At 58.6% G+C, this 24510-nt stretch carries 26 protein-coding genes, 1 tRNA gene and 1 other RNA gene; 15 read left to right on the top strand and 13 right to left on the bottom strand.

The features are described 5' to 3' along the window. Positions 1-32 precede the first annotated feature (32 nt). The gene (locus NKF26_RS11625; RefSeq protein WP_253228008.1) at positions 33-449 is read right to left on the bottom strand and encodes an ester cyclase; all 417 of its coding nucleotides are present in this window, start codon (positions 447-449) and stop codon (positions 33-35) included. A 190-nt stretch (positions 450-639) separates the two neighbouring features. Here NKF26_RS11625 and NKF26_RS11620 point away from each other — a divergent pair, with 190 nt between their 5' ends. Next, the gene (locus tag NKF26_RS11620; protein WP_253228009.1) at positions 640-1344 is read left to right on the top strand and encodes a lamin tail domain-containing protein; all 705 of its coding nucleotides are present in this window, start codon (positions 640-642) and stop codon (positions 1342-1344) included. A gap of 90 nt (positions 1345-1434) precedes the next feature. Then, positions 1435-2028, top strand: a complete 594-nt coding sequence (locus NKF26_RS11615) for a peroxidase-related enzyme (RefSeq protein WP_253228010.1) — start codon at positions 1435-1437, stop codon at positions 2026-2028. A gap of 179 nt (positions 2029-2207) precedes the next feature. On the opposite strand, the gene NKF26_RS11610 is transcribed toward NKF26_RS11615, so the two are convergent. Beyond that, positions 2208-2615 carry an FxLYD domain-containing protein gene (locus NKF26_RS11610; RefSeq protein ID WP_253228011.1) on the bottom strand — a complete coding sequence of 136 codons (408 nt, stop codon included), beginning with the start codon at positions 2613-2615 and terminating at the stop codon, positions 2208-2210. A gap of 833 nt (positions 2616-3448) precedes the next feature. Then, complete coding sequence (locus NKF26_RS11605; RefSeq protein ID WP_253228012.1) at positions 3449-4414, bottom strand: ROK family protein; 966 nt, start codon at positions 4412-4414, stop codon at positions 3449-3451. Between the two features lie 364 nt (positions 4415-4778). On the opposite strand from NKF26_RS11605, the gene NKF26_RS11600 reads away from it, so the two are divergent. Beyond that, positions 4779-5153, top strand: coding sequence for a helix-turn-helix domain-containing protein (locus NKF26_RS11600; protein WP_253228013.1), 375 nt, complete (start codon positions 4779-4781; stop codon positions 5151-5153). Between the two features lie 126 nt (positions 5154-5279). Next, the gene (locus NKF26_RS11595; protein WP_253228014.1) at positions 5280-5918 is read left to right on the top strand and encodes a helix-turn-helix domain-containing protein; all 639 of its coding nucleotides are present in this window, start codon (positions 5280-5282) and stop codon (positions 5916-5918) included. Between the two features lie 138 nt (positions 5919-6056). Here the strand turns inward: NKF26_RS11595 and NKF26_RS11590 are convergent, their stop codons facing one another. Then, positions 6057-6692, bottom strand: a complete 636-nt coding sequence (locus NKF26_RS11590; protein ID WP_253228015.1) for a helix-turn-helix domain-containing protein — start codon at positions 6690-6692, stop codon at positions 6057-6059. A gap of 278 nt (positions 6693-6970) precedes the next feature. Between NKF26_RS11590 and NKF26_RS11585 the strand changes: the two genes are divergently transcribed. Together NKF26_RS11585 and NKF26_RS11580 are read left to right on the top strand one after the other, a co-directional pair. Continuing rightward, entirely contained in the window at positions 6971-7618 is a 648-nt protein-coding gene (locus NKF26_RS11585; protein WP_253228016.1) for a helix-turn-helix domain-containing protein, read from the top strand. A gap of 93 nt (positions 7619-7711) precedes the next feature. Continuing rightward, positions 7712-8005, top strand: a complete 294-nt coding sequence (locus NKF26_RS11580) for a HalOD1 output domain-containing protein (RefSeq protein ID WP_253228017.1) — start codon at positions 7712-7714, stop codon at positions 8003-8005. 233 nt (positions 8006-8238) lie between these two features. Here NKF26_RS11580 and NKF26_RS11575 read toward each other — a convergent pair. Then, positions 8239-8313: transfer RNA gene (locus NKF26_RS11575), tRNA-Arg, on the bottom strand. Positions 8314-8414: 101 nt separating this feature from the next. Here NKF26_RS11575 and NKF26_RS11570 point away from each other — a divergent pair. The 3 genes from NKF26_RS11570 (at position 8415) to NKF26_RS11560 (ending at position 10541) form a co-directional block, all read left to right on the top strand. Next, positions 8415-9296, top strand: a complete 882-nt coding sequence (locus tag NKF26_RS11570; RefSeq protein ID WP_253228018.1) for a geranylgeranylglycerol-phosphate geranylgeranyltransferase — start codon at positions 8415-8417, stop codon at positions 9294-9296. 157 nt (positions 9297-9453) lie between these two features. Further along, positions 9454-10089 (top strand): recombinase RecA, encoded by a 636-nt coding sequence (locus tag NKF26_RS11565; RefSeq protein WP_253228019.1) that lies wholly within the window; start codon positions 9454-9456, stop codon positions 10087-10089. A 41-nt stretch (positions 10090-10130) separates the two neighbouring features. Then, positions 10131-10541, top strand: coding sequence for a CoA-binding protein (locus NKF26_RS11560; RefSeq protein ID WP_253228020.1), 411 nt, complete (start codon positions 10131-10133; stop codon positions 10539-10541). A 43-nt stretch (positions 10542-10584) separates the two neighbouring features. Here the strand turns inward: NKF26_RS11560 and NKF26_RS11555 are convergent, their stop codons facing one another. From NKF26_RS11555 to NKF26_RS11540, 4 genes are all read right to left on the bottom strand, one after another. Then, positions 10585-12642 (bottom strand): alkaline phosphatase PhoX, encoded by a 2058-nt coding sequence (locus tag NKF26_RS11555; RefSeq protein ID WP_253228021.1) that lies wholly within the window; start codon positions 12640-12642, stop codon positions 10585-10587. A gap of 285 nt (positions 12643-12927) precedes the next feature. Continuing rightward, positions 12928-13344 (bottom strand): hypothetical protein, encoded by a 417-nt coding sequence (locus tag NKF26_RS11550; RefSeq protein WP_253228022.1) that lies wholly within the window; start codon positions 13342-13344, stop codon positions 12928-12930. A gap of 132 nt (positions 13345-13476) precedes the next feature. Continuing rightward, on the bottom strand, positions 13477-14457 hold the full coding sequence (locus tag NKF26_RS11545) for a PLP-dependent cysteine synthase family protein (protein WP_253228023.1): 981 nt from the start codon (positions 14455-14457) through the stop codon (positions 13477-13479). Between the two features lie 54 nt (positions 14458-14511). Continuing rightward, positions 14512-14820: a DUF5798 family protein gene (locus tag NKF26_RS11540; RefSeq protein WP_253228024.1), complete on the bottom strand. Its 309-nt coding sequence runs from the start codon at positions 14818-14820 to the stop codon at positions 14512-14514. Between the two features lie 325 nt (positions 14821-15145). On the opposite strand from NKF26_RS11540, the gene NKF26_RS11535 reads away from it, so the two are divergent. Both NKF26_RS11535 and ffs read left to right on the top strand, forming a co-directional pair. Next, positions 15146-15478, top strand: a complete 333-nt coding sequence (locus tag NKF26_RS11535) for a DUF5658 family protein (protein WP_253228025.1) — start codon at positions 15146-15148, stop codon at positions 15476-15478. A gap of 84 nt (positions 15479-15562) precedes the next feature. Further along, positions 15563-15874, top strand: an RNA gene (gene ffs, locus NKF26_RS11530) — signal recognition particle sRNA. A gap of 37 nt (positions 15875-15911) precedes the next feature. Here ffs and NKF26_RS11525 read toward each other — a convergent pair. The 3 genes from NKF26_RS11525 to NKF26_RS11515 form a co-directional block, all read right to left on the bottom strand. Further along, complete coding sequence (locus tag NKF26_RS11525; protein WP_253228026.1) at positions 15912-16802, bottom strand: succinylglutamate desuccinylase/aspartoacylase family protein; 891 nt, start codon at positions 16800-16802, stop codon at positions 15912-15914. A 72-nt stretch (positions 16803-16874) separates the two neighbouring features. Beyond that, positions 16875-17756: a mechanosensitive ion channel family protein gene (locus NKF26_RS11520; protein ID WP_253228027.1), complete on the bottom strand. Its 882-nt coding sequence runs from the start codon at positions 17754-17756 to the stop codon at positions 16875-16877. Further along, positions 17756-18001, bottom strand: a complete 246-nt coding sequence (locus tag NKF26_RS11515) for a YhbY family RNA-binding protein (RefSeq protein ID WP_253228028.1) — start codon at positions 17999-18001, stop codon at positions 17756-17758. Before NKF26_RS11515 ends, NKF26_RS11520 begins: the two co-directional genes overlap by 1 nt. Before the next feature lie 154 nt (positions 18002-18155). Here NKF26_RS11515 and NKF26_RS11510 point away from each other — a divergent pair, with 154 nt between their 5' ends. Continuing rightward, positions 18156-19319, top strand: a complete 1164-nt coding sequence (locus NKF26_RS11510) for an NAD(P)/FAD-dependent oxidoreductase (RefSeq protein ID WP_253228029.1) — start codon at positions 18156-18158, stop codon at positions 19317-19319. Between the two features lie 26 nt (positions 19320-19345). Here NKF26_RS11510 and NKF26_RS11505 read toward each other — a convergent pair whose 3' ends face one another. After that, positions 19346-20077, bottom strand: a complete 732-nt coding sequence (locus NKF26_RS11505; protein ID WP_253228030.1) for a fumarylacetoacetate hydrolase family protein — start codon at positions 20075-20077, stop codon at positions 19346-19348. Positions 20078-20398: 321 nt separating this feature from the next. Between NKF26_RS11505 and NKF26_RS11500 the strand changes: the two genes are divergently transcribed. The 3 genes from NKF26_RS11500 (at position 20399) to NKF26_RS11490 (ending at position 24459) form a co-directional block, all read left to right on the top strand. Continuing rightward, the gene (locus NKF26_RS11500; RefSeq protein ID WP_253228031.1) at positions 20399-22792 is read left to right on the top strand and encodes an amino acid permease; all 2394 of its coding nucleotides are present in this window, start codon (positions 20399-20401) and stop codon (positions 22790-22792) included. 150 nt (positions 22793-22942) lie between these two features. Next, positions 22943-23668, top strand: coding sequence for a metal-dependent hydrolase (locus NKF26_RS11495; RefSeq protein ID WP_253228032.1), 726 nt, complete (start codon positions 22943-22945; stop codon positions 23666-23668). 242 nt (positions 23669-23910) lie between these two features. Continuing rightward, a complete protein-coding gene (locus tag NKF26_RS11490; protein WP_253228033.1) occupies positions 23911-24459 on the top strand; it encodes a GrpB family protein in 549 nt (182 codons plus the stop codon). Positions 24460-24510 lie beyond the last annotated feature (51 nt).

Raw genomic sequence — 24510 nt, 5'->3', positions numbered from 1 at the left:
TTTCTCGGCGAGGTCGGTCAATTACCGGACGGTCACACCGCGTCGAGTTGCTCCATGAGCGAGAGCATGTCGCTCTGCGTCCACGTTTCGATGAGACGCCCGTCCTCGAACCGGTCAATCTCGATGGCGCGGAGCGTCACCGCCGTTCCCGTCGGTTCGATGCCGACCATCGCTCCGTCCTGTGTGCCGACCATCGTCCAGCGAACGGCGACTTTGTCCTCGACCGCGAACGAATCCTCGATGGTGAACGACATGTCCGGGAAGATCTCGCGGGTCGAATCCGCAAGCGCCGTGTACAACTCCGGACCACGCAGTTCCTCCGCGAGATCGCGGTCGTGAATGACGTACTCGGGATGGACGAGTTCCGTTGCGATGTCGGGGTTCTCCCCGTTCCATACTCCCTCGTAAAGGCGGTGAACGCGATCTTCGTGTTCGTTGGCGCTCGTCATGTTCGTCCGATCAATCGTCGTCCCGATGCGTTACGTTTCCGGCGACCGGGATCGTGCCCGAGATCCGCCGCCGAACGTGGATATCGGTCGGATATTCAACTAATAACCGAACTGTTACAATAAGTCAATAGATATGACTGTATAGTTTAGCTGCATTTTTAGTTGGTTGAACGTATTCGCCAGATTGTACATGACTACAACACGACGCAACGTACTGGGCGCAGTCGCAACGCTCGCCGCCGTCGGCGCCGGTGCAACGCAGGTTATCGGAAAGAACGGACTCCCCATCGAACTCACGCAAGTCGCGTCCGAGGAGGAGTTCGTCGTGTTCGAGAACACGTCCATGGACGATGTGGACGTCTCCGGCTACGTCGTTGCGTTCGAGTACGGCAACCCGGACACTGACCAGCGAAGGACGCTGCCGGACGACACGGTCATCGGCAACGGCCAGTCGTTCATCGTCGCGACCGGTGCGAAACGGGTCCCGGAAGCGGACGTGAAGTTCGATTACGAGGGGGAGGTCCTCAACAACGACGACGAGGACGTCGTCGCCCTGCTCACGCCGGACGAATCGACCGTCATCGCCAAGGGAACCACCAGTTCCGTTTCCGACACGACAACCACTGACGGAAGCGAGTCCGGTGGGGGAGACGGTAGCGACGAGACGACCACCACCGAAACCGAGGATGGTTCGGACGATTCGGTCGACGGAACGACCGACGACAGCGGGTCGACCGATACTGAATCCGAGAACGGCGGGGCGTCGAGCGACGAGACGACTACCGACCAATCGTCGAATAACGACACGACCGAGGACGAATCCGACGACAGCGGCACCTCGAACGGGACCACGACTGAAAAGTCGGGCGACGACGATTCCGACCGGGATTGCTGAATCGCCGGAACAGCCTCATCGTCTCGTGCAGTGATTTTTACTTTCGCTTCGGACAACCGTGTTAAGATGACGCACGGAGAACCGAGTATCATGCCAGAGCCAACGCTCGATGACGAGGCACAGAGACGATTTCCGGTTCCCGAGTACGACGAAATCCCCGACGACCTCCGGGAACGTATCGACGAGGAGACCGAACGCGCGGGGTTCACGCCGAACGTGTTCGCGGCGCTCGCGTACAAGCCCTCGCACTTCCGTGCGTTCATGGCCTTCCACGACGCGCTCGTGGACGACACGTCGCTCGGCCGTGAGGAAGTCGAGATGATCGTCGTCGCCGTCTCGGGCGTCAACCACTGTTACTACTGCAACGTGGCCCACGGTGCGCTCGTACGCATCTACGCGAAACAGCCGACGCTTGCGGACCAGTTGGTGGCGAACTACCGACAGGCGGACGTGAGCGAGAAACGGATGGCCATGCTCGACGTGGCCGTGAAACTCACCGAACGTCCGACGGAGGTGTCCGAGGCGGACCTGCAACGACTGCGCGACGTCGGCTACAGCGACGAGGAAGTCTGGGACATCGGGAGCGTGACGAGCTTTTTCAACCTCTCGAACCGAATGGCGCTGTTCGCCGACTGGCGACCGAACGACGAGTTCCACACCATGGGCAGGGAGCGACGCGAGTAAGTACCAGTATCGTCCCGACCTCGTGGAGGGTAATCGATACTACGTTTGCCTGCCATCGGCGGACCGATCATCGCGACGTGCACATCCGATCGAACGTTCACTTCCCCCTTCCCAGCAAACGTCAAGAGGCTACGAAAGCCGCCATACAACCATTTTTAGACCCACTCGTCGTGCCCCATTTATTTTCTATATACTTCTGTTGCGAGTTGGTAGTCGGCGACGCGTTTCGGATGTGCGTTCAGATAATCGATTTGGAACCCACCAGTCTCGTTCGGTGCAAGGGTTAACGAATCGATGCCATCCGAGGAAAGAACCCCTCCACGGCCGTCGTAGAACGTCGCCGTGACAAACACCTCGGCAGTGAAGTTGCCAGTCCATTTCAGTTCGCCCGTCACTGCGTAGTCTTTCTTACCGTAGAAGGAATCAACCGCATGCCATGAATCCCCGAAAATTGCGGTATTCGGCTGCGTGTTGTGCTTCCGTCCTCGTATCTTGTTTTTCCGTCTGTTCCGTTTGTGACCGTGTTTGCACGCGACGGCGGTTCCGATAGCGGAGATACCCACCGTACTTGCGCCCACCCCTTTCATGAATTGTCTTCGTTGCATTCTCATCCTTTTCCTGGATTAATCGTCCACTTGAAACCGAAATGGACGGCACTGAAACCGCGATTCAACGTATCTATCTTTGGCTGCGATGTGGCGACGAGTTGCCGAATGGGACGATATCTATCGATAATTGCCCTGGTGGACGAACCGCCCCAGATTTCGTGTCAACTCAGAAGTGGTGGACACACCACTTCCCCGTCTCCATCACTAACGCATGTACGGTAGTCTACATAATATAAATTTGTAATTCTTAGCGAGTTTCTGGATTTGAAATACAATAGTTGGGTGGAGTAAAGTATACTGTCGGATAGGGGATGGGATATTCAACGTGACGGAGAACGAGAACCTCGAACCGACCGGACATACGAAAACGGTACTGCTACGAACGGGGGTGGAATCGAACCACCGGGGCCACGAAGTGGCCGCCATCGACATTGCGTCGATGGTGCTCCTACCAACAAGCAACCCGTTCCCGGCTCGAATCACGACGAGAGCGGATGATGTGGTCGTACCGGCAAAGCGGGGACGACCACGCGAACGGCAGTATGACGTCGGCACGACGTGTGATTGATTGGCTGTGCTCAAGCGTTGGGCGGGAGAGCATCAGGGAAGCACCGTTCCAACGCTCGCAGTTCATCCAATGGCCGTATCGAGTATTGTTATGTGCTCCCTTCTTGGAGAATAACTGATATGAGCACACCGCAACGATGCAATCCGTGTTTATACCTCCCGTTCAGCGGAGAATCAGCTACTTGTTCAGTAAAACCGATCGAGAGCAACGAGAGAAGGGTTCACGAGCGGCAGATTTCGTGGTCTCAGTCGCCGACCTGCTCCGCCACGGGTGCGCTCTCGTTCGCACCGAAGAACGTCGCCGCCCCGCCGTACAGTTCGATGTCCGCGCCCAAACTCGTGAGTTGGACGACCGGCGGGTCGGCGAGAACGTACTCGTCCAAGTGGCGGTGGATTCCCTCCAGAATCCGGTCGGAGTTTTTGAGCGCGACCGACCCGCCGAGCGTGATGATCCCGGGGTTGAACGTGTTCGCGATCGCACCGATACCGGCGGCGTTGTACCGCGCCACGCGATCGAGAACGTCCCCTGCGAACTCGTCACCGTCGTCGGCCGCCGCGAACACGTCGGGGGCGGAAACCTCTTCTATCGAGCGAAGTACCGAAGGTCGATCGTCCGTCGCCAGGAGGTGACGAGCGAACTGCGGAATTCCGCGACCCGAGCAGTAGGCCTCCCACGCGCCCCGAACGCCGGTGCTCGACAAGTCGCCATCCGCGACGATGGGAACGAGCCCGACTTCCGCAGCGTAGCCTTCCTCCCCCCGAACTGGCGTGCCGTCGATGACGACACCCGCACCGATCCCCGTTCCGAACGTGACGTGGACGACGGTATCGGATCGGAACCCCGACCCGAAGGTGTCCTCCCCGATAGCGGCCGCCGTGCAGTCGTTTTCGACGGCCGTCGGAAGACCGAAGGCGTCCGTCATCGCGGCGGCGACCGGAATGTCGTGAATCGTCTCGCCGTCCGCCGTATCGAACTCGTCGATGACGCCCCGCTCGGCGTCGACGAGTCCGGTCGTCGAAACGGAGACGTGCCGGATCGTTCCGGGCGATTGCGTGCGGAGACGGTCGACGATATCGACGAGTTGCGCCGTCAATCTCATCGGGTCCGTCGGTTCGGTCTCGACCGTTACGGGACCTTCACGCGTGGCGGGTCCGTACCGAATCCGCGTGCTCCCGATATCGATGACTGCGACGGAGGATGTAACGCTCACGGCACGGGCTTCGCTAGGTATTCATATTATTATGCCCCCCATAACTGTCTTTTTGAATACCTGACTGGAAACATACCATGGATTCGTACAATTCGACCACTTACAATAGATGTGAACTCGCCCATCACACACCGGGCGGCCGGTACTTCGGACGGTTACTGCTCTCGATTGTCGGATTCAAATCCTTCAGGTCTTCCCTTCTACTGTCGAATCGGTGTCAAACGAACGAGCGAGGCGCTTCGATCACGAGGGTGTGGGCTCGTTACGGAGTGAGTTTCGAAAACGGAACTCTCAGCCACTACGAGTCAATATATCCTTTAAATGTCAACCTAGTACCTTTGGAGACACGGTGTGATGAACGAGTATGGAAAAACCCGTGCAACGGACTAACGGAGTCTTCGATGTGCTCTCTCATCCGTCTCGTCGAGCAATTCTCCAGGTATTGTTGGCTTCAGAGCCGCCGCTGACGATCACAAACCTCGCTAAAAAGATCCAAACGAACAGTTCTCCCAAGCAGACGACTGCCACCGAGCAACTAAACGACCTGCAAATAAAATTGCATCACGTCCATCTTCCTCAAATGGCCGACGCGGGTTTTCTCACCTACGACCGCGAACAAAACCGAATCCCGACGTGGGATCTGGAGTTCACATTCTCCGAAGCAAATAGAGAGCTGATTCAATCGCTTCTTCGAGACTCAGCGCCGATTTTACAGAGCACTCTTCATACCGACGAATAAGTCTGTGAAATCATACATTGCAGAGCAGCCGGTTTATAAGTAAACCCTTCGGCAGTAAAGGCAGCTTGATAAATGAAGGACATGGTTATGCCTTATTCGTACGATGTTTTCAATAGAGCCTAGATCATGTCGACGATTGCTGACATCACGCTGCCCGGTAACTCTTTCCCCCTCGGCCAATTATTGGCAGACAACCCAAAAGTCCACATCGAAATCGAACGACTCGTCCCACTCGGCAACCGTATTCTTCCCTTTTTCTGGGTGAACGATGGGTCACCAGAGATCCGATCGACGCTCGAAAATCAACCCATCGTCGAATCGGTCGAACACCTCAGTACCGTTGATAGCCGGGAACTCTACCAAGTAACTTGGTCGGATGTCGTTAACGGGGTTATCGACGCCCTGATCGACACCAATGCTGCGATTCTCGAAGGCCAAGGACTCGGAGGGAAGTGGGAACTCCGACTTCGTTTTCCGGATCACGACCACCTGCAGGAGTTCTCCAGAATCTGCGAGGAGAACGATATTCAAGTGACCCTCAACAGTATCTACAATCCACACGTTCCCAACGTCGAGGAACAACTCACGCAGACACAACGGCAGACGCTCGCGATGGCCTACGAACTCGGATACTTTACCGTTCCCCGCGAGAGTACGCTCACTGAACTCGCCGACCACTTCGATATCAGCGAGCAGGCAGTCTCACAACGAATTCGACGAGCGATCAACGTCGTTATTGGATACCTCATGTTTGACGGGTCTTAGCTCGTTTTTAGGGGTACAGGGTCCGACGATTCCAAGCGAACTGTTTGAGCACCGAACGTCCCGTGTAACACGTGTCGAAAGCCGTTGAGAGATCATCATCCGCTTGAGATTCTACAGCAGCCGAAAATGCAAGTCTCATCAGTCAACCATGGTATCGTAGATGAGCGAGCTAAGTCCCCGACGCAATCGTTGCGAATAGGCACTATCACTGATCCCGAACTCCGATGAAAGCTTCGCCAGCGAAGTCGCGCGGGGTACTTCGAAATAGCCGCGTTCATACGCCGTAATGATCGCTTCGTGCTGTTCCGAGGACATCGGGGTACCTTTCTCTGGGTAGTGAGGGTTGTAGAGACGCCGCAGCATTACCGGGATACCGCGTTCCTCACAGCGCTCGCGAAAGTCAGACAGTGCCTCGTGGCTCGGGAACTGCAACCGGAAGTCCCACCCCTCGCCGATGCTTTCTCCTTCGAGCATCCGGGCTTGTGTCTCGATCATGATTTGGATGATACCATCGACTTCCGAACTCCAGTGGACTTCGAACAATTCGCGTTTGCCATCGGTCGTGAGATACTGGACCTCTTCAGTGAGTGGTGATTGTTCGAGTGTATGAATTATCTCGTCTTGATTGCCGTCAGACACCCAGAAAAGTGGGATAATCGCATCACGCAGTGGAATGAGTTGTTCCAGTTCAATGTGGATGCTGGGAAGCTCTTCGAGTAACCGGCCAAGTTCGAACGAATTCGCGGGAACTGTGATATCGACGATTGGAATCATTTAGCGTCACCAATGGTTGAGTCGGGTGATCGGCTGGGCTGACTGCTTGTGCTATCGCGGGCGTCATCGTCTCCCGTTAGACCCCACGTTCTTGCTCCGTATAGATATATCCTTCATATCTAAACCATGCCGTGGAGGATAAGTGACAGACACGCTACAAAAATTCCCCAATTTGTATAATAGTATCAATACTGTTCTGTGGCAATAATTTGCACACTTCGGTGTCGAAGGCAGGGCATATAACTACATGGCCTCATCCTTTAGATACGAAGTCCCTCATGGCAACTGTTGTCGATCTCACGCTACCGGGTGAATCTTTTCCATTAGGTCGCCTACTCACAGAGCACCCTGACATGCAAATCGAGCTGGAACGGTTAGTGCCGCTCGATAATCGGATTCTCCCCTTCTTTTGGGTAACCGACGGATCGGCGGAGCACATCGAATCAGTGCTCGAAGCCCAGCACATCGTCGAGTCGGTCGAACTACTCACGACTGTGGAGGACCGCTATCTGTATCAAGTCACCTGGACGAGTGAAGTCAACGGCGTCATCGATGCGCTACTGGCCACCCACGGTGTTATTCTGGAAGGCCAGAGTGTTGGTGAGCAGTGGGAGTTCCGGTTGCGATTTCCGAGTCACGAACAGTTGCGGGAGTTCAACCAGCACTGTGTCGAAGCGGGAATCACGGTCGATGTGAAGAGTGTCTACAATCCTCACGTCCCGTCCATCCAGGACCAACTGACGTCGACTCAATGGGAAACACTGGTCTTGGCGTACGAATTAGGCTATTTCGCCGTCCCGCGTGAATGCACTCTGACCGAACTCGCGGATTATTTCGACGTAAGCGAACAGGCCGTCTCCCAACGATTACGCCGGGCCACGAATACGGTTATCGAAAACATCGCATTCTCCTCTACTCCCAAGTGAGAGTACGGCCGGATATCAGAAGGGAGGGTCCAGTTGCCTTTGCTGTCGAAGGATAGAATTATTTTAGACCTGCTCGTAGTTCGGTTGTCACCAATGTCATCTGACGAGCGACCAGACGACGAAGGGAGAGCAGACCTTTCAGAGCCTTTTCGAACTCGAATGGAGGGAGATGATGTTGTCAAAGATATTGTCAATTCAGTTGCCACTACAAAGAACACCAACCCTGACGAACTCCCACCGCTCTACAATTCGTTGGATCCTGACGCACTCACTGCGCTTTGGCACTCCAGATCCCGACCCGAGGAGACCGATTCACTGGCGATATCGTTCGTCTATTCTGGATGCCAGGTGGTCTTATCGAACGACACAATAACGGTCAAGAAGTAACCGGTAACGGTTTGGTTGATATCGTTGAAGCGGACAGGCAAACTCGATTGATAAATAAACCACCTTCGTCCGTCGGATGCAAACCGTCCGTGAACCGAATGGGCGCTGCAGGATTGTGAACCAAAGTCAGACGTTTCGGGCATGCGGCGCTTCGCGCCGGTCCGGGCTACGACTGACAGGATTCGAATCCTTTGGCCCAGTTTCGACTCCTCACTTCGTTCCTCGCAGAATGATGGGCGCTGCAGGATTTGAACCCGCGGCAACTTGGTCCGAAGCCAAGCACTCTGTCCAGACTGAGCTAAGCGCCCGTGCTCAATCGTACTGCCCCCTACTTTTTAAACGTCGTGGTTTCGTCTCGTGGAAATCACATTCCGACCATTTATACCGCGTCGCCCGAGTACGTCGCCGTATGAGTACAGACGGACGTGCGAAGGGACTGTTCGAACTCACACGTCCGGGCAACACGTTCGCCGCGGGAATGCTCACGTTCATCGGGGCGTTCGTGGCGGGCGGCGTGTTCACCGATTCACAGCCGGTGCAGGTAGTCGCGGCCGTGGTAGCGACGTGGTTGGCGACCGGCGCGGGCAACGCCATCAACGACTACTTCGACCGGGATATCGACCGCATCAACGCGCCGGACCGACCGATTCCACGGGGGGCGGTGTCCCCGAAAGGAACGCTGCTCTTCAGCATCGTCCTGTTCGTCGGGGCCGTCGCCGCGGCGCTCTTGCTCCCGGTGTTCGCCATCGCCATCGCGGCGTTGAACCTCGTCGCGCTCGTCGCGTACACGAAACTGTTCAAGGGGTTGCCGGGCGTCGGAAACGCGGTCGTCGCCTATCTCGGTGGCAGTACTTTTCTCTTCGGGAGCGCCGCAGTCGCGGCCGACGCCGGGAGCACCGCGATTCCGGTGGACGGGATCCGGACCGCGGCCATCCTCTTCCTGCTCGCCGCGCTCTCGACGTTCACGCGCGAAATCATCAAAGACGTGGAGGACATGGACGGCGACCGTGAAGAGGGGTTGAACACGCTTCCGCTGGCCATCGGCGCGCGACCCGCGACGATCTTCGGAACGATATTGCTCGTCGTCGCCGTGCTCGCCAGTCCACTTCCGTACCTGTGGGGGGTGTTCGGGCTTCCGTATCTCGCCGTCGTCCTCCCGGCCGATGCGGTCATGCTCTATGCGGCCGCCGAAAGTTTCGGAGATCCGACAGCCGGGCAAAATCACTTGAAGTACGGGATGTTTCTCGCTGCAGTGGCGTTCGTCGTCGGTCGAATTGCCGTTCTCTTTTGAGCGTTCCTACCGTTTCAGATAGCAATCAAAAAGAATATAAGTAGAACCCAATATATTAATTCCAGATGAAACCGGGGGAGAAAACCGGCACCCGTTTGCCTCCCCCGTCGTTCGCTGTCAGTCCAGTGGGTGTGACCCTGTACACTGAGGAACCATCATGTACAATTTAGGAGAGACGTTCTCGGGAATGGAGGTCAACCCGGGGACGAACCTACTCGTTGCTGGTCCACCGATGACCGGAAAGCGGCGTCTCACGTTCGATGTACTTGCACATGGAGATGACAGTGGCACGATCATCGTGACGACGAAGAACACCGGCAAGCAGGTGCTATCGGAGTACGAATCGCGTCGCACCGATGGTGACGCTCCGATCGGTATCGTAGACTGCGTTTCGAAGCAGCAAGGAATGAATCCGGGGCGCGTAGATGGCATCGAGTTCGCATCCTCTCCCGTGGACATGACGGGCATCGGAATCAAACTCTCGGAGCTCCTCCAGCGATTTTACGATTCGGGTGTCCGGTCGAACCGAATCGCGTTCGATTCGCTTTCGACGCTGCTGATGTACTCGAATCTACAGACTGTCTTTCGGTTTTTGCACGTCTTTACCGGCCGCGTACAGAGTGCGGAAGCGCTCGGACTGTTCGTCATCGACTCGTCGGCACACGACGCGAAGACGATGAGCACACTTCGGCAACTGTTCGACGGCGAGATCGAGATCCGTGAAGCGGACGACAACGAATCGGAAGTCCGAATAAAAGGCATCGGTCCGACGACCGACTGGCAGCGACTATAGAAGAGCGAATCCTTTTGCGCGCCCGTCACGTCGGTTCCCCCATGCCTATCGAACGAGATGACGAACTTCGAGACGTCCTCGAACTCGACACCGTTGCGGTCGTCGGTTGTTCCTCGACGCCCGGCAAGGACGCCCACGAGATACCGAAATACCTCCGGAATCACGGTTACGACGTGATTCCCGTCAACCCGTTCGCGGACGAGATTTTCGGCCGTGAAGCGGCCGACTCGCTCGCCGACGTGGACGAGGAGATAGACATCGTGGACGTGTTCCGACCGAGCGAAGAGGTACCGGACATCGTCGATGCAGTCCTCGAACGGGACGACGTGGACACCGTGTGGTTGCAACTCGGAATCCGTGACGACGAAGCGGCAAAACGGGCGGAGGACGCCGGAAAACGGGTCGTCCAGGACCGTTGTATGAAGGTCGAACACGGTCGGCTGAGGGCATAAAACGGGGGAACTCCCTCGCCCTGCTCTTCGGAACTCCCTCGCCTTACTCCGCTGGTTCGTAGACGTACAGACAGTCGTTGCTGTACGACCGGCCGAACTTATCCGCGTCCTCACAGCAGAGCACGCGACCGTCGTCCATCACGTTGACGTTGTCCACGTTGATGAGGGCGTCGTCGGCGATGTTCGCCGGGTCGCTGGCGTCCGGGCCGACGATGACGGGTTCGAGCGTCGAGACGTTGTAGTCGTCTTCGAGTTCGGCACGGTAGACGACGCCGCCGTCGACGCGGTCCAGTCGGATGTCGCCCAGCGTGTCCGCGAGGGCGTCGTTGAGCGCGGAGATGGCGAAGTAGACGTAGTCGCCGGGTTTCGCGCCGTCCTTGCTGTCGACACCTTCGGCTTTGTTGAACTCGATGGTCGCGCCGATCTCCTTGGCGGCGGCGCGGGTTTCGAGGAACGGAACCTTTCGAAGGTCGTCGTCCACACCGTCCGGCCCGTCGCTCTCGTACTGTTTCGCCCACTCGACGATTTCCTCGTTCGTGATGTAGTTCCGGTTGCCGTCCTCGACGACCGCTTTGTCCGCCTCTTCGAGCGCCGTGTCGAGGTCATCCTCCCAGTCGGTGTCGGCGTGGGTTTCGAGGTAATCGACCTGCGTGACGTCGTCGTACTCGGCGATCCACTTCTCGACTTCGTAGTTGGCGGCGTGACCCAGTTCCAGCCATTCGAATTCGAGGTTCACGTCGGCTGGTGGGTTCTTCTTCGCGGCGTCCGCGTTGGTCACTTTCGGCGCGTACAGCGTGCCTGCGACGTTCATCGGGTCGCAGTAGCCGTCGATTTCCTCGTCGGCGACGAACTTGTAAATCCCCTTGCTGTCGCCGTCCGAACAGCCGTACACCGTCCGTTTGTCGCTCTGGATGTCCGGACATTCCCACGAGGCGCGGCCCATCACGTAGTATTTGATCGGCTGTGGCGTTTCGTCCGCCGGATCGCGATAATCCACGAAGTAGCCGTAGCGGTACGGGTTCGGGTAGACGTCCCCGATGGGAGTCATCGTGTTCTTCCCGTCGGAGGATTCGTCCACCGCGAGCGAGGTCTGATCGACGCGCTCCGCGCCGAGATAGTACGCGAGGAATTCGAGTCCGGTCAACGCCCAGTATCCTTGGACGCCCCACGATTCGTCGCCGTAGTAGTCGTCGATGGCTTCCTGAATCCCGTTCGGGTTCGGTCGGTTCCAGAATTGGCAGCCACCGATGAGGTTTGTTCCGGTGCCCTTCTCCACGATGTCACCCACCGTGGCGGTCAGGGAAACACGGGGCTGTGCGTAGTTTTCCTCCGCGGATATCATCGTGTTCCATGGGGAGGTGTCCCCGTAACAGTTGATTCGCGTTCCACCCAATTCGCGCAACTGCTCGGTGTTCGCGAGGTTGATGGCGTTTTCGAGGTCTGCGTCCCATTCCCCGTTCTCGCCCCGGCTGAGCGGAATACGGGAGACGTTTCCGGGGCTGTTCTCCCAGTTCGTGAACAGGTAACCCTCAGTTCCGTCCTCGTTCGTCGGGATGAACTGGTTGCAGTCCGGGTTCGATGCGGTATCTCCGTACTGCGTCCCGGCGAATTTCTCCTGGGTGATGTCCCATCCGTCGGGGGTCTGTGAGACGCCGAGGCGTTCGCTTCCACCGTTGATCCGGTCCTCTTCCTGTGCGATGAAGGTGAACTCCCCGTCCGCACCGCGAATAGTTCCTTGTTCTTCGTTCGTCTGCGGCGTGGATAGCTCGGAAAAGTCGTCGTTGGTTCCGTCCATCGAGAACTGGAACCCCTTGAAGTATCCCATCCCGGACCTGTTGTACGGTGCGGGGTTGTCGCGGCTCGGGTGCTGGAGGCTGAACATCGGCGTTCCGTCGTCGAACACGAACGGCCCGGTCACTTCCGCGCCGAACGCGGTCGAGGAGAAGCGCTTGAGGCTCCCCTTCACGTAGGGTGCTTTCGGCGTGTCGTCGTCCTCGGGCGGTTCGGTGCTCTCGATCGCTATCGCTTGTGGTGAAACGCTCGCTCCCAAGGCGGCAGCGGCGGACGTGGCCATCAGTTTGCGTCGGGTGAACTCGACCATGCAAGCGGTGGTTTTCAATAGGAGATACATGTAAATTTATAATAGGTGTATGTGAGATATGGCATTCTCACGACCGAACTGGGCGTTATGTACGGATTACGCTTACCTATCGGATAACTGTCTGTTTCCTGCTCGAAACACGATTTTTCGACCGTCGGGGAGTTCCTCGAACGGTTGGCACGGGAACCCGTACCGATTACCGTCTATTGAGTTCGATATGATATCAAATCAGAGAAGAGTTGCGTGTAAATAGCGAAGCGTCGCGGAATCGGAAGTTCGGTGCGCTCACTCCATTCCCATCCCTTCCGCACCCGTACGGATCTCCTCCGCGCGCTTTCGAACCGTTTCGATGTAGCGCTCGATTTCCGGAGGCCGCTTGCCGTAAAACGACGCGACCCAGTTCAGGTCGGTGTATGGCTGTGTGAGAAAGTACGCGGCCAACGTATCGCGTCCGGCCTGAATTATCTCCGGCGGAACGCCGCGGTCACCCGTTCCCTCCTCCTGGAAGCCGTTCACGTCGAAGTACACGTCGGCGTACAGTTCCGCCAAGTCCGGATCGTCGAAGTGGACTCCTCGATGGTCGGGCGCTTCGAACCGATACTGCGTCCCGTTCCCGTCCGTCCCGTCCACCGTGACGATGCGAACGCCCAATAGGTACTCCCTGTGCACTTGCGGAATCCCGCTCTCGTTGGTCTGCGACATGGCTGTATTGTCCCGCGAGAACCGATATCCGTCGGTTGCTCGCTGTCGGATGCGAGAACAAACGGGGATTAGTAGCTTCGTAATTTCACTATATACCGGTACGGAGAGCAGGATATCGAAACCGCGTTCCGGTTATCCGTCCCACTCCGTGAACGACCGATAGATTCCCTTGGAGAGGTAGCGCTCGCTGGAATCGGGGAAGATGGTGACGACGGTGTCGGCGGGCGCGTCGATTTTCCCGTCCCTGATCTTTTCGGCGACCTGCTGTGCCGCGACGCTCGCCGCACCGGCCGAGGAACCGACGAGGTGCCCTTCCTCTCGTCCGAGTCGTTTCAACTCGTCGTGTGCGGCTTTGTCGGGCACTTGGATGACTTCGTCCACGAGGTCGGGGTCGAACAGTTCGTTCGTCGAGGTGTCGTGCGTTCCGATCCCCTCGATTTTGTACTCCTCCTCCGGGACGTCGGCTCCCTTGGTGGTGGAGTACAGCGACCCTTCGGGTTCGACGGCGGCGACGTAGGTGTCGGGGTTCTGGTCGAGGGCGTACTTCGCCATCCCCATCAGCGTCCCCGCGGTTCCACACCCGGCGACGACAGCACCGATATTACCGTCCAGCGCCTCGTACAGTTCCGGTCCCGTCGTCTCGTAGTGTGCTTCGACGTTCAGCGGGTTACCGAACTGCTGTGGGACCACCGCGTTCGGTGTCTCCTCAGCGAGTTGATACGCGCGTTCGATAGCACCGCCCATGCCGTCCGACGTCGGCGTGTTGATGACTTCCGCACCGAGTGCGGCCATGAGCTGTTGTTTCTCCTTGCTGAACCGTTCGGGGACGACGAACACGGCGTTCACGTCGAGTTGCCCCGCCGCGACGGCGAACCCGATTCCGGTGTTCCCGGCGGTCGGTTCGATGACCGTTCCGCCCGGTTCGAGTTCGCCGCGTTCGAGCATCCGCTCGATCATGTACTTCCCGATGCGGTCCTTGACGCTCGCGCCAGGGTTGAACGATTCCAACTTCGCGTATACGGGTACTTCGTCCGGAGCGGCGTGAACGCGGACGAGCGGCGTCCGCCCGACCGTGTCGAGCACCGAATCGAGTGGCTCCCGATGTGTGGTCATGCGGCAAAAAATGACGGGAGGGCTGTTAGTCGTTATTATGTCCACCCGCGAGCCTTACGTGCTCGCTTCGACCGTCTCGTCCGTCCCGTCATTCGATTCGTCGTTCGATCCGTCGCCCGATTCGGACGACTCGACGTCGGTCAGCACTTCGTCCACGTCGATACCCTCCTCGCGGGCCAACGCTTCGATGAGCGCACGCTGGTGTGCGTTTTCGGTTTCGAGCTTTTCGACGCGCTCGTTCGTCGTCTCCAACGTATCGCGCATATCCTGTATCTGCTCGCGCAGTTCGTTGAGTTTGGTGTACAGTTTCTCCGCCGTTTCGGCGACCGTCTGAAGCTTCTTGGCTGTGCTTCCTAGACCCATACACCGCCGTTCGTTCCGAGGTAATGTGGGTTTTCCGACTCAAGCAAGGAAGTGCAGCCAACCCAAACAGGGAGCGTATTCGACCATATTCGAGTGGTACTGGGCGTTATACCTCGGTATGGTGTCGAGACGGAGATTTTCGTATCGGGAAACGCGAAGCGTCTGGATCGCTCGACGGCTATCGCCGACGGTTTCGTTCGTCCTCCCAAAAGGAAGGCTTGGAACCTCCAACTCAACCTGTAGTGGTCGCTTTGTCGTCGACAGCGGCGCGTTACCGACTGACAGTCAGCCTATAACAAAGTGACGTGAGGGTGGAAGTGTTTCCGTGTTGCCGAACGCCATCGCTCGATCGTGGTCACACGTTTCCGCTCCGCTGCTAGCCGCTGTGCTGGGAGTGATGCTCGGCGACGTGGTGACGACCGGCGTCGGCCTTCAACTCGGTTTGAACGAGGGGAATCCGTTCGTCGCACACCTGTTGGGGGAGATGGGTCTCCTCGGATTGTTACTTCTCAAGGGAGCGACGGTCGTCCTCCTGATCGTCCTTTCGGGATGGACGCGCCGTTCCCGTCGGACGTTCCGACTCGGGAGTTTCGTCTATCTCGTCGTCGGGTTGTTGGTCGTCTGTTCGAACCTCGTGGCCATCGTCACGGTCGGGTAAGTTTCGGCACGAAACGGGAAACGGGAACCGCGGATCACGAAACACGAAACCCGAAAGGCCCTTAAGGCGGTGTGGTTTACTGTGAAGTGGACTAGGTTGGGCAGTTAGGCCCTGCTCTTCGCCCGCGCTATGGTCTTGAGCGGGAACCGAACTCCGGACACGTCCGGTCAGACCGAGCCGGGCCCCGGAAGCCAACGCAGAAGCCTCGTCCTGCGGGGCCAGCGGTCTGCGGCGAACACTCGCAGGAGTGTCTCGGCGCAGTTAGTCGGTGGCAATCCGTCAGGCACGGAAGTGAGCAGCGGACCATCGAACAGCTGTCGCTCGTAGGATCGCGGGGTGGAGGAGGCAACAGGGATTCCCCGGTTCGGAACGCCGGGCAACTCCGGCCGTCCACATTCATATCGCATTCTTCCCGAAGAGCTGAGAAGCCGTCCTACTCGTTCATCCGCGACGCCCGGATTCCCCACGTATCGAGCATACTGTCCACGAACACCTTCGTCCAGCGGGCGCGCTTTTTCGGTTTTACGTCGTCCTGCGTGACTTCGAAGAGACACGAGGGAGCATCGCGGTCGGCCCGCATCTTGTTGACGAGCATCGGTGTGCGGGCGTATTTCGTCTCGGTCAGTGGCGTGGAGACGAAATCGTACACCTCGGAGTAGCCGGTGACGTACTCGTCGTTCAGCCGTTTGACGGCGTTGCCGACGCTGTTGACGATTTTCGGGTGCTTCGACCGGAGTACGTTCTGTCCCACGCCGTCGTCACCCTCCCGTTCGAAGATCCCCTTCGAACTGTGGAGGTCGATGAACACGTCGGGGTCGTAGTCGCCGATGGCCGCCCAAATTTCCCGTGCGAGCGCATTTTTCGGTGGGTCATCGATGGGGAACTGCCGGTTCAAATCCATCTGGCCCGGCCACTCCCGTCGCTCGTGTCGTACCCCCCGGATGTTCGCCTTGGGGAGGACGATGAGCGTCCCGGCGTCGATGTCCCACGTTCGGATGTCCTCCGCGGCCCAGTAACCGCTCTCCTCGTTGCCGTGCATTCCGCCTTCGACGTACGCGGTCGGACCGGACGTGCCCGAATTGATCTCGTAGATGATCGTTTCCTGTTTCGTTCCCTTCCGAATCAGGGACGTCGTCACGGTCCGTCCCCCCGCCGTCGAGGACGTCGCCGTGCTCGCCTCGGTCGTTTCGGTCGTTCCCGCGTCCGACGTCGTCCTTCCCGCGACCTCGTTCTTCGAATCGCCAGCACAGCCAGCGAGAACGAGGGTACCGCCGACGGATACGGACCCGACGGTCGAGAGAAAGGCTCGTCTCCTATCGTTCATACCGACAGATAAGCCCAGAGCTACTTCAACACTATTTCATGACCGTTGAAATTTATAAAAAGTGAATCGGTCTCAGTCTTCCGATAGAACGGCCAACTCCGAGGGGTTCGAGATCTCGATTCCGCCCGCGAGGTTGCGGTACGGGTACGGGATGTCGATTCCCTCCGCGTCGAAGCGTTCCTTGACCGCGGTGACATACTCCCCGCGGGTTTTCACGAAGTCACTGCGCTTCGGGTCCGAAATCCAGAAGCGGGATTTGAGACCGACCGAGGAGTCCCCGAGTTCGGTAAGCCGAACGGAGGGCTCCGGGTCGTCCAGAATCTCGTCGTGTTTTTGAGCTTCTTCGAGGATGATCTCGGTCGCTCGGTGGATGTCGTCGTCGTAGCCGATACCGAACAGGAACTGGACGCGAAGCTTGTCCTTGGCGACGGGGTTCTTGATGACACCGTCGGTCAGCACCGAGTTCGGCACGGTCAACAGTTCGTTGTCGAAGGTCCGGATGCGCGTCACGCGGAGGTCGATGTCCTCCACGATACCCGAGTAACTGTCACCGTCCCACTCGATCCAGTCGCCGATCTTGAACGGTTTGTCCGTGAAGATGAACACGCCAGCGACGAAGTTGGCGATGATGTCCTGTAGGGCGAAGCCGACTGCCAACGTCGCTGCGGCGGCGATGGTAGCGAGTGCGGTCAGGATGTTCCCGTAGTCTGCGAGGGCGAACGCGATGCCGACAGCAGCGAACAGCACCGCGAACTGGGTGACTTTGGTGAGCGGGATTTTGACGCTCTCGTCGTACCCCTGTCTGTCGAGCAGTCGTTTGACCACCGGAATGACGAAGATACGACCGAGCAGATAGAGGACGACGAACGAGACGACGAAGTAGATCGCCTGCGTCACCGCCATCGCATACCCCGCCTCCATCATATCTTTCAGGAACGGGAGGGGCTTTACCATCAGTGGAACACCGCCGTGTTCCCGCGTGTTTCGATGAGTTTGGCATTCACCTCGTCAGCCAGTTTCTCCGCGAGTTCGTCGGTCGAGGTCCCGCCGCGGGCCGCCCGAAGGAATTTCACCTTGACGAGTTTCTCGTTCTGCAGTTGTCCTTTCAACTCCTCGGTGACCGCATCGAGTCCGCTCTTGCCGACCCACACCGTCACGTCGAGGTCGTGTGCCTCCTTTCGCAACTCTTGATTGCTCATAAGTGCCGAATAGTTTGGCGCGACCGACTTTAAAGCTTGCAACCAACACGTCGGGTTTCGTCGCTGGACGATAAAATCAATCGAGGGAGACAATATCACACACTCGCTTGCGGGTTTCAACACCTTTGTATCGAATGAATCCAGATGTCCGGGTATGACTCAGAAGGTCGTCGTGCTCGGTGCTGGCTATGCTGGTGCTGGCGCGATACAGCAACTCGAAGAAGAACTCGACGACGCTGACATTACGTGGGTCTCGGAGAAGGACTATCACCTCGTCCTCCACGAGTCCCACCGTGTCATCCGTGACCCGCGGGCGATGGACAAGATCACGATCCCGATCCACGAGATAAAATCGCCGAGCACCCGATTCGTGCAGGACACCGTCACGGCCATCGACACCGACGACCGGACGGTCGAACTCGAAGAGGGCGCTGACCTCGACTACGACTATCTCGTCGTCGCGCTCGGGAGCAAGACCGCATTCTACGGCATCCCCGGGATGGCCGAGAACGCGCTCACGCTCAAGAACCTGGACGACGCGCTCGAAATCCACGAGCAGGTCAAGGAAGCCGCGAAGACGGCGTCCCGAAACGACCCCGCGAAGGTCGTCATCGGCGGGGCCGGACTGTCGGGCATCCAGAGCGCGGGCGAAATCGCCGAGTACCGCGACAAGCACCGTGCACCGATCGACATCTACCTCGTCGAAGCGATGGACGAGATCATGCCCGGTATGGACCCCGAACTGCAGGGGACGGTGAAGAAGTACGTCCTCGAAAAGGACATCAACATCCTGACCGGCGACCCGATCACGGAGGCCACCGAGGACGCGATCGAGTTCGACGAGGGCGAGGCGCTCGACTACGACGTGTTCGTCTGGACCGGCGGCGTGACCGGCCGCGACGCGATGGACGACACCGAACTCGACAACCAGCACAACCGCGTCACCGCGGAATCGGACTTCCAGACCAGTGACGAGCGCGTGTTCGCCCTCGGGGACTGCGCCATCATCGACCAGGGCGAGAACCCGGCACCGCCGACCGCACAGGCCGCGTGGCAGGCCGCGGAAGTCGTCGGCGAGAACGTCTCCCGCTCCATCTACGGACAACCGCTCAAGACGTGGACGTACGACGACAAGGGGACCGTCATCTCCATCGGTGACGAGGCCGTCGCACACGGCGTCAAGGTCGCCGGTTTCGACTTCCCCGTCAGCACGTTCAACTCCGTCGCTGCGGAGACGCTGAAGAAGACGATCGCGGCACGCTGGATCGCAGACGTCTCGTCGTTCAACCGCGCCGTCCAGGCGTGGAGCGTCCTCTAACTAGCTCGAAAAAACGTCTTCGTTTTCTACGGACTACGCACGTCGTGTGAGAGCGTTCCGATTCCCTCGATTTCGACCTCGACCGTGTCACCGTCTTCCAGCGGTCCAACGCCCGCGGGCGTGCCGGTGATGATGACGTCGCCCGGTTCGAGCGTGAGGTAGGTCGTGATTTCCGCGATGAGTTCCGGCACGGAGAAGATGAACTGGTCGCGCGAGGAATCCTGTTTCACCTCCCCGTTGACCCTGAGTTGGACGCCCGCGTCGTCCGGGACTTCGTCGGGTGTCGCCAGCACCGGGCCGAGCGGACAGGAGTTGTCGAACGCCTTGCCACGAACCCAGTTCTGTTCCAAATCCTGGTCGTCGCGGTTCGAGATGTCGTTGACGCACGTGAACCCTTCCACGACGTCCATCGCCTCCTCCTCGGCGACGTTTCGACACTGCTCGCCGATGACGACGCCGAGTTCGGCCTCGTGGTCGATGCGCCCCTTTCCGGGGAGCAGTGTTACCGTATCGCCGTGAGAGGCGACCGCGTTCGGCGGTTTGAGGAACAGGAGCGGGCGCGTGGGAACGTCCTTGTCCCGTTCGGCCGCGTGGTCCGCGTAGTTCAGGCCGACACAGACGATTTTCGTCGGTTCGCTCGGGGCGAGGATGTCGACGTCCTCCGGGTCGTAGCTGTCGTCCGCGAAGTGGAGTTTTCCGTCGCGCCATTCGCCAGTTCTGACTGACCCTGCCGGGTCTCGGAATCTGACTCGATGCATATCCGGGATGTCGAAGGGGGAACGCAAAATGGTTCGGTTGCCGGAAACGACTCGCGACGGACCTCGTTTCACGACCCGTGTTCGATCGCCAAGCGAAACGGTCGTGACGTTTGGACTCCGAGCGTCCCTCTCACTTTTTCCCACGCTTCGCGTGAGACAAATCCAATCGAACCGAGGTAAAAGATTGTTGGCCAAATCGAAGGACGAACCGCTTCACTCGCCCATGCTGACCACCTTTCGTACCGTTTCACTATATAAGGGGAGGCGGGAGACAAGGCCAGTTATTTAACCTTTTAAGGACTCCATCAGATAGACTAAACAATGGCTGAGAATACGACGGAGGCGAACGAAAATGCCTCTCAGCGGGATGTCGGTACAGAGCTCTCGCGGGACATGAGTCTGTGGGACATCACCTTTATCGGAATCGGGGCGATGATCGGGGCGGGTGTCTTCGCGCTGACCGGGTTCGCCGCCGGTCTCGCCGGTCCTGCTCTCATGCTTGCGTTCCTATTGAACGGGGTCGTTGCGACGTTCACTGCGATGTCGTACGCGGAACTCGGTGCGTCGTTTCCACAGTCGGGCGGGGCGTACAGCTGGGTGACTGAGGCACTGCCGAGTCCGTACGGGTTCTACACCGGATGGGCCAACTGGTTCGCGCAAGCAGTTGCGTGTGCGCTCTACGCAGTGACCTTCGGTGTGTTCCTCACCGAGTTCATCAGTGTCTACACCGGTCTCGGCCACGAATTCGTCTTCTTCGGGTTTTTGACCCGTGGGCTGACCGAACGACTCTTGGCTGGTCTCGTCATCGCCCTGTTCGCCTACATCAACTATCGTGGCGCGGAGGAGACCGGTACCATCGGAATCGTCATTACGACGGCGAAAATCATCATCCTCGGCGTCTTCGTCATCTTCGGCGCGCTGGCGACGTTCAAACAGCCGGACTGGTCGACCAAGTTCCTGTCCAGCCCGCGATTCGCCCCCGCCGGAATCGGCGGAATCATGGCGGCGATGGGGTTCACCTACGTCGCGTTCGAGGGATACGACATCATCGTTCAGAGCGGTGAGGAGGTAATGGACCCCGGGACGAACATCCCGAAAGCCATCTTCTACTCGATCGCGGTCGTCATTCCGATTTACATCCTTGTCGCGTTCGCCTCCATCGGTGGTATCGAAATCACCGACAACATCCTCCGTCTCGCGAACATGTCCAGAGCGAGCGGACCGGTGTACACGTGGCAAATCCTCGGTAACCTCGGGGAACTCGGTATCATCCAAGCGGCCGGGCAATTCGTCCCGTACGGTCTCTCGTTGCTGCTCGTCGCCGGTCTGGCCGCGACGATGAGTGCGTTGAACGCCACGCTGTATGCGTCGAGCCGTATCGGGTTCGCGATGGCCCGTGACAACCTCCTGCCGCCGAAACTCTCGGACATCCACGAGGAGAAGCGTTCGCCGTACCTCTCCATCGGGGTTTCCGGAGCCATCATCATGCTAATGGCCCTCACGCTCCCGATCGAGAGCGTGGCGGCCTCCTCCAGCGTCATGTTCATCCTCCTGTTCTCCATGGTGAACATCGCCGCTATCGCGATGCGGAGGAATCGGCCGAACTTGGAACGGCCCTTCGAAATTCCGTTCATGCCGTGGATTCCGATCCTCGGAATCGTCTTCCAGTTGCTGCTCACCCCCTTCCTGTTGACTTCGCTCGGGCTCCGCCCGTGGGAGGACGGCTTCACCGCATTGGTGACGATGGCCGCGTGGTTCGCCATCGGCATCGCCGTCTGGTACGCCTACTCCGAGGAGAAGGAGATGGAGAAACTCGAACAGGAGACGCCGACGGTCGTCTCGCATCGTGCGACCGAACGCCGTGACTACCAACTCGTGGTCCCCATCGCTAATCCGGAGAACGCGGACCAACTCATGCAGACGGCTATCGACCTCGCACGCGAGAACGACGGCGAGATACTGGTGACGAGCGTCGTCACCGTCTCGCCGCAGACGCCGCTCTCCCAGGGTCGGCAGTTCGTCACCGACGAAAAGGAGAACGTCCTCAGTCGAGCCATCCAAATCGGCGAGGACGCCGACGTCCCCGTGAGCGGGACGATTCGAATCGGTCACGACGTGGCCGACGCCATCCTCAACACCATCGACCAACACGACAGTACCGCGGTCCTCCTCGGTTGGCAGGGCGGCGATCAAGCCCGACGCCGGGATATCGTTCTCGGGAGCACCGTCGACCGAATCGCACAGGATGCACAGGCCGACGTCCTCGTCGAGCGCATCGGTGAATCGGCGTCCTCCGACATCGACTCCATCCTCGTGCCGATGGCGGGCGGCCCGCACGCCGAGTACGCGACGACCATCGCGGAAGCGATCGCACGACCGGAGAACGCTCGCGTCGAAATCCTCCACATCATCTCCCCGGACGCCTCCGAGAGCGACCGGCAGGAAGCTCAAGAGCTCGTCAATGGGGCCGCGGAGGAGTTCGACGCTGACGGCGAAGTCGAGACCGCAGTCATCGAGAGCGACGACGTTTCGAATGCGATCTTGGAGCATTCGGCCGACTTCGACCTCACGGTGATCGGTGCGACGCGGGAAGGGCTCCTCGAACAGATCGTCTTCGGCGCAGTGCCCGAAGAGATCGCTCGGCGCTCGGAGAACATCGTCATCATGGCGAAGAAGAACCTCGGCATCACCTCGCTCATTCAGCGCTGGTTGTAATCGGCGCACGGATTCGAGTCTTTTTTCGGTCGTCCGTCGACGTGCTATCTACCGTCGTTCCGCAGTGAATACAGGACGGCGTCCGATCGGAACACCCCATTCGTCGCCAACATCTTTTAAGACTGCTCAGGCACAATCCTACCACACACCATGGAACTCACTTGGTACGGACACTCGACATGGCACGTTACCGTTGACGACACGGAACTCCTCATCGACCCGTTCTTCGACAACCCGAAGACGGACACCGATCCGGAGGAACTCGACCCGGACTACGTCCTGCTCACGCACGGGCACGCGGACCACATCGCGGACGCCGACCGCTTCCGTGATGCACACTTCGTCGCCACGCCGGAGGTCATCGGCTACGTCACCGACGAGTATGGCGTCGAGGACGGCACCGGGATGAACATGGGCGGCACCTTCGAAGCCGACGACGCGTTCGTCACGATGGTTCGTGCCGACCACACCAACGGTCTCGACACGGGCTACGGAGCCTCCGGCGGCATGCCCGCCGGATTCGTCATCAGCGACACGAAGCCGACCCAGGTCTCCGACGAGGACAGCGAGACGTTCTACCACGCCGGCGACACGTCCCTGATGACCGAAATGCGCGACGTCATCGGCCCGTTCCTCGAACCCGACGCCGTCGCGATTCCCATCGGCGACCACTTCACCATGGGGCCGTGGCAGGCCGCCGTCGCGGTGGACTGGGTCGACGCCGACTACGCGTTCCCGATGCACTACGACACGTTCCCGCCCATCGAGCAGGACCCGGAGGACTTCGTCCGCGAAGTGGAGGCCACCGGCAACGACGCCGAAGTCCACGTTCTGGACGGCGACGAGACGTTCGACCTCTCCGACCAACTCTGGTGACGGAGAAAAGTAAGACGCGCTGGATGTGACGTTTCGTTTTCTACTTTTCAGGTGTTCACGTACGTTGAGGGTTGCTACAAACTGAACAGTAGACCTTGGAACCGAAACTACTACGATGAAAGTTCAGAAAGTCCCCGCCGGTCGCACAACCGTGGCGGAAGCTTTCGAGGACTACCCTCCAGTGACTACAGTCACAAAACAATCAAAGACGTAATATTTCGGGATACCCAGTCTGAAATTCCATGGAAGACATTCGTATCGAAATCGTGGAGTACGATCCGGAATGGCCGGTTCACTTCGAGCGGGAAGCGACCCGAATGGAGGAGATACTCGGGGATCACGTCGTCAGCATCGAACACATCGGGAGTACTTCCGTGCCGGGACTGGCCGCCAAACCCATCGTGGACATTTGCCCGGTCGTTTCGGATATGGACGAGGGAAGAACGTGTGCCGAACTACTGCAAGAGGCGGGATACTCTCCGGGAGAGCAGGACAGACCGGACGATTGGATTTCACTCGGGCGAAACCACGACGAGGGGCAGCAGTTCAACGTTCACATCCGGCCACGGTACTCCGACGCCGTGACGAGATATCTCCTCCTTCGGGAGTATCTCCGTGACCATCCGGAAGCACGCGAGGAGTACGGGGAGGTCAAGCGGAAAGCGGCGGAAAACCATTCGACCGACACCACCGAATACACCCGTGCGAAATCGGACGTCATCCAGTCCATCTTGGAGTGCGCGCGAAACGAAGGGTACGATCCAAAAATCAGACGACGAGAGAACCAATAACTCGCGACGAATATCGTTCTCGGTTGTACATATTCCGACACACTCGGCCGG

The sequence above is a fragment of the Haladaptatus sp. AB618 genome, from assembly GCF_024136965.1.
Lineage (GTDB): Archaea > Halobacteriota > Halobacteria > Halobacteriales > Haladaptataceae > Haladaptatus.
Note: the sequence above shows the minus strand (reverse complement) of the source record. Positions and strands in the feature narration are given on the sequence as shown.

Coding starts and splice junctions, on each gene's coding strand:
- NKF26_RS11625 (WP_253228008.1), bottom strand. CDS start 449: ATGACGAGCGCCAACGAACACGAAGATCGCGTTCACCGCCTTTACGAG.
- NKF26_RS11620 (WP_253228009.1), top strand. CDS start 640: ATGACTACAACACGACGCAACGTACTGGGCGCAGTCGCAACGCTCGCC.
- NKF26_RS11615 (WP_253228010.1), top strand. CDS start 1,435: ATGCCAGAGCCAACGCTCGATGACGAGGCACAGAGACGATTTCCGGTT.
- NKF26_RS11610 (WP_253228011.1), bottom strand. CDS start 2,615: ATGAAAGGGGTGGGCGCAAGTACGGTGGGTATCTCCGCTATCGGAACC.
- NKF26_RS11600 (WP_253228013.1), top strand. CDS start 4,779: ATGGAAAAACCCGTGCAACGGACTAACGGAGTCTTCGATGTGCTCTCT.
- NKF26_RS11595 (WP_253228014.1), top strand. CDS start 5,280: ATGTCGACGATTGCTGACATCACGCTGCCCGGTAACTCTTTCCCCCTC.
- NKF26_RS11590 (WP_253228015.1), bottom strand. CDS start 6,692: ATGATTCCAATCGTCGATATCACAGTTCCCGCGAATTCGTTCGAACTT.
- NKF26_RS11585 (WP_253228016.1), top strand. CDS start 6,971: ATGGCAACTGTTGTCGATCTCACGCTACCGGGTGAATCTTTTCCATTA.
- NKF26_RS11580 (WP_253228017.1), top strand. CDS start 7,712: ATGTCATCTGACGAGCGACCAGACGACGAAGGGAGAGCAGACCTTTCA.
- NKF26_RS11570 (WP_253228018.1), top strand. CDS start 8,415: ATGAGTACAGACGGACGTGCGAAGGGACTGTTCGAACTCACACGTCCG.
- NKF26_RS11565 (WP_253228019.1), top strand. CDS start 9,454: ATGTACAATTTAGGAGAGACGTTCTCGGGAATGGAGGTCAACCCGGGG.
- NKF26_RS11560 (WP_253228020.1), top strand. CDS start 10,131: ATGCCTATCGAACGAGATGACGAACTTCGAGACGTCCTCGAACTCGAC.
- NKF26_RS11555 (WP_253228021.1), bottom strand. CDS start 12,642: ATGGTCGAGTTCACCCGACGCAAACTGATGGCCACGTCCGCCGCTGCC.
- NKF26_RS11550 (WP_253228022.1), bottom strand. CDS start 13,344: ATGTCGCAGACCAACGAGAGCGGGATTCCGCAAGTGCACAGGGAGTAC.
- NKF26_RS11545 (WP_253228023.1), bottom strand. CDS start 14,457: ATGACCACACATCGGGAGCCACTCGATTCGGTGCTCGACACGGTCGGG.
- NKF26_RS11540 (WP_253228024.1), bottom strand. CDS start 14,820: ATGGGTCTAGGAAGCACAGCCAAGAAGCTTCAGACGGTCGCCGAAACG.
- NKF26_RS11525 (WP_253228026.1), bottom strand. CDS start 16,802: ATGAACGATAGGAGACGAGCCTTTCTCTCGACCGTCGGGTCCGTATCC.
- NKF26_RS11520 (WP_253228027.1), bottom strand. CDS start 17,756: ATGGTAAAGCCCCTCCCGTTCCTGAAAGATATGATGGAGGCGGGGTAT.
- NKF26_RS11515 (WP_253228028.1), bottom strand. CDS start 18,001: ATGAGCAATCAAGAGTTGCGAAAGGAGGCACACGACCTCGACGTGACG.
- NKF26_RS11510 (WP_253228029.1), top strand. CDS start 18,156: ATGACTCAGAAGGTCGTCGTGCTCGGTGCTGGCTATGCTGGTGCTGGC.
- NKF26_RS11505 (WP_253228030.1), bottom strand. CDS start 20,077: ATGCATCGAGTCAGATTCCGAGACCCGGCAGGGTCAGTCAGAACTGGC.
- NKF26_RS11500 (WP_253228031.1), top strand. CDS start 20,399: ATGGCTGAGAATACGACGGAGGCGAACGAAAATGCCTCTCAGCGGGAT.
- NKF26_RS11495 (WP_253228032.1), top strand. CDS start 22,943: ATGGAACTCACTTGGTACGGACACTCGACATGGCACGTTACCGTTGAC.
- NKF26_RS11490 (WP_253228033.1), top strand. CDS start 23,911: ATGGAAGACATTCGTATCGAAATCGTGGAGTACGATCCGGAATGGCCG.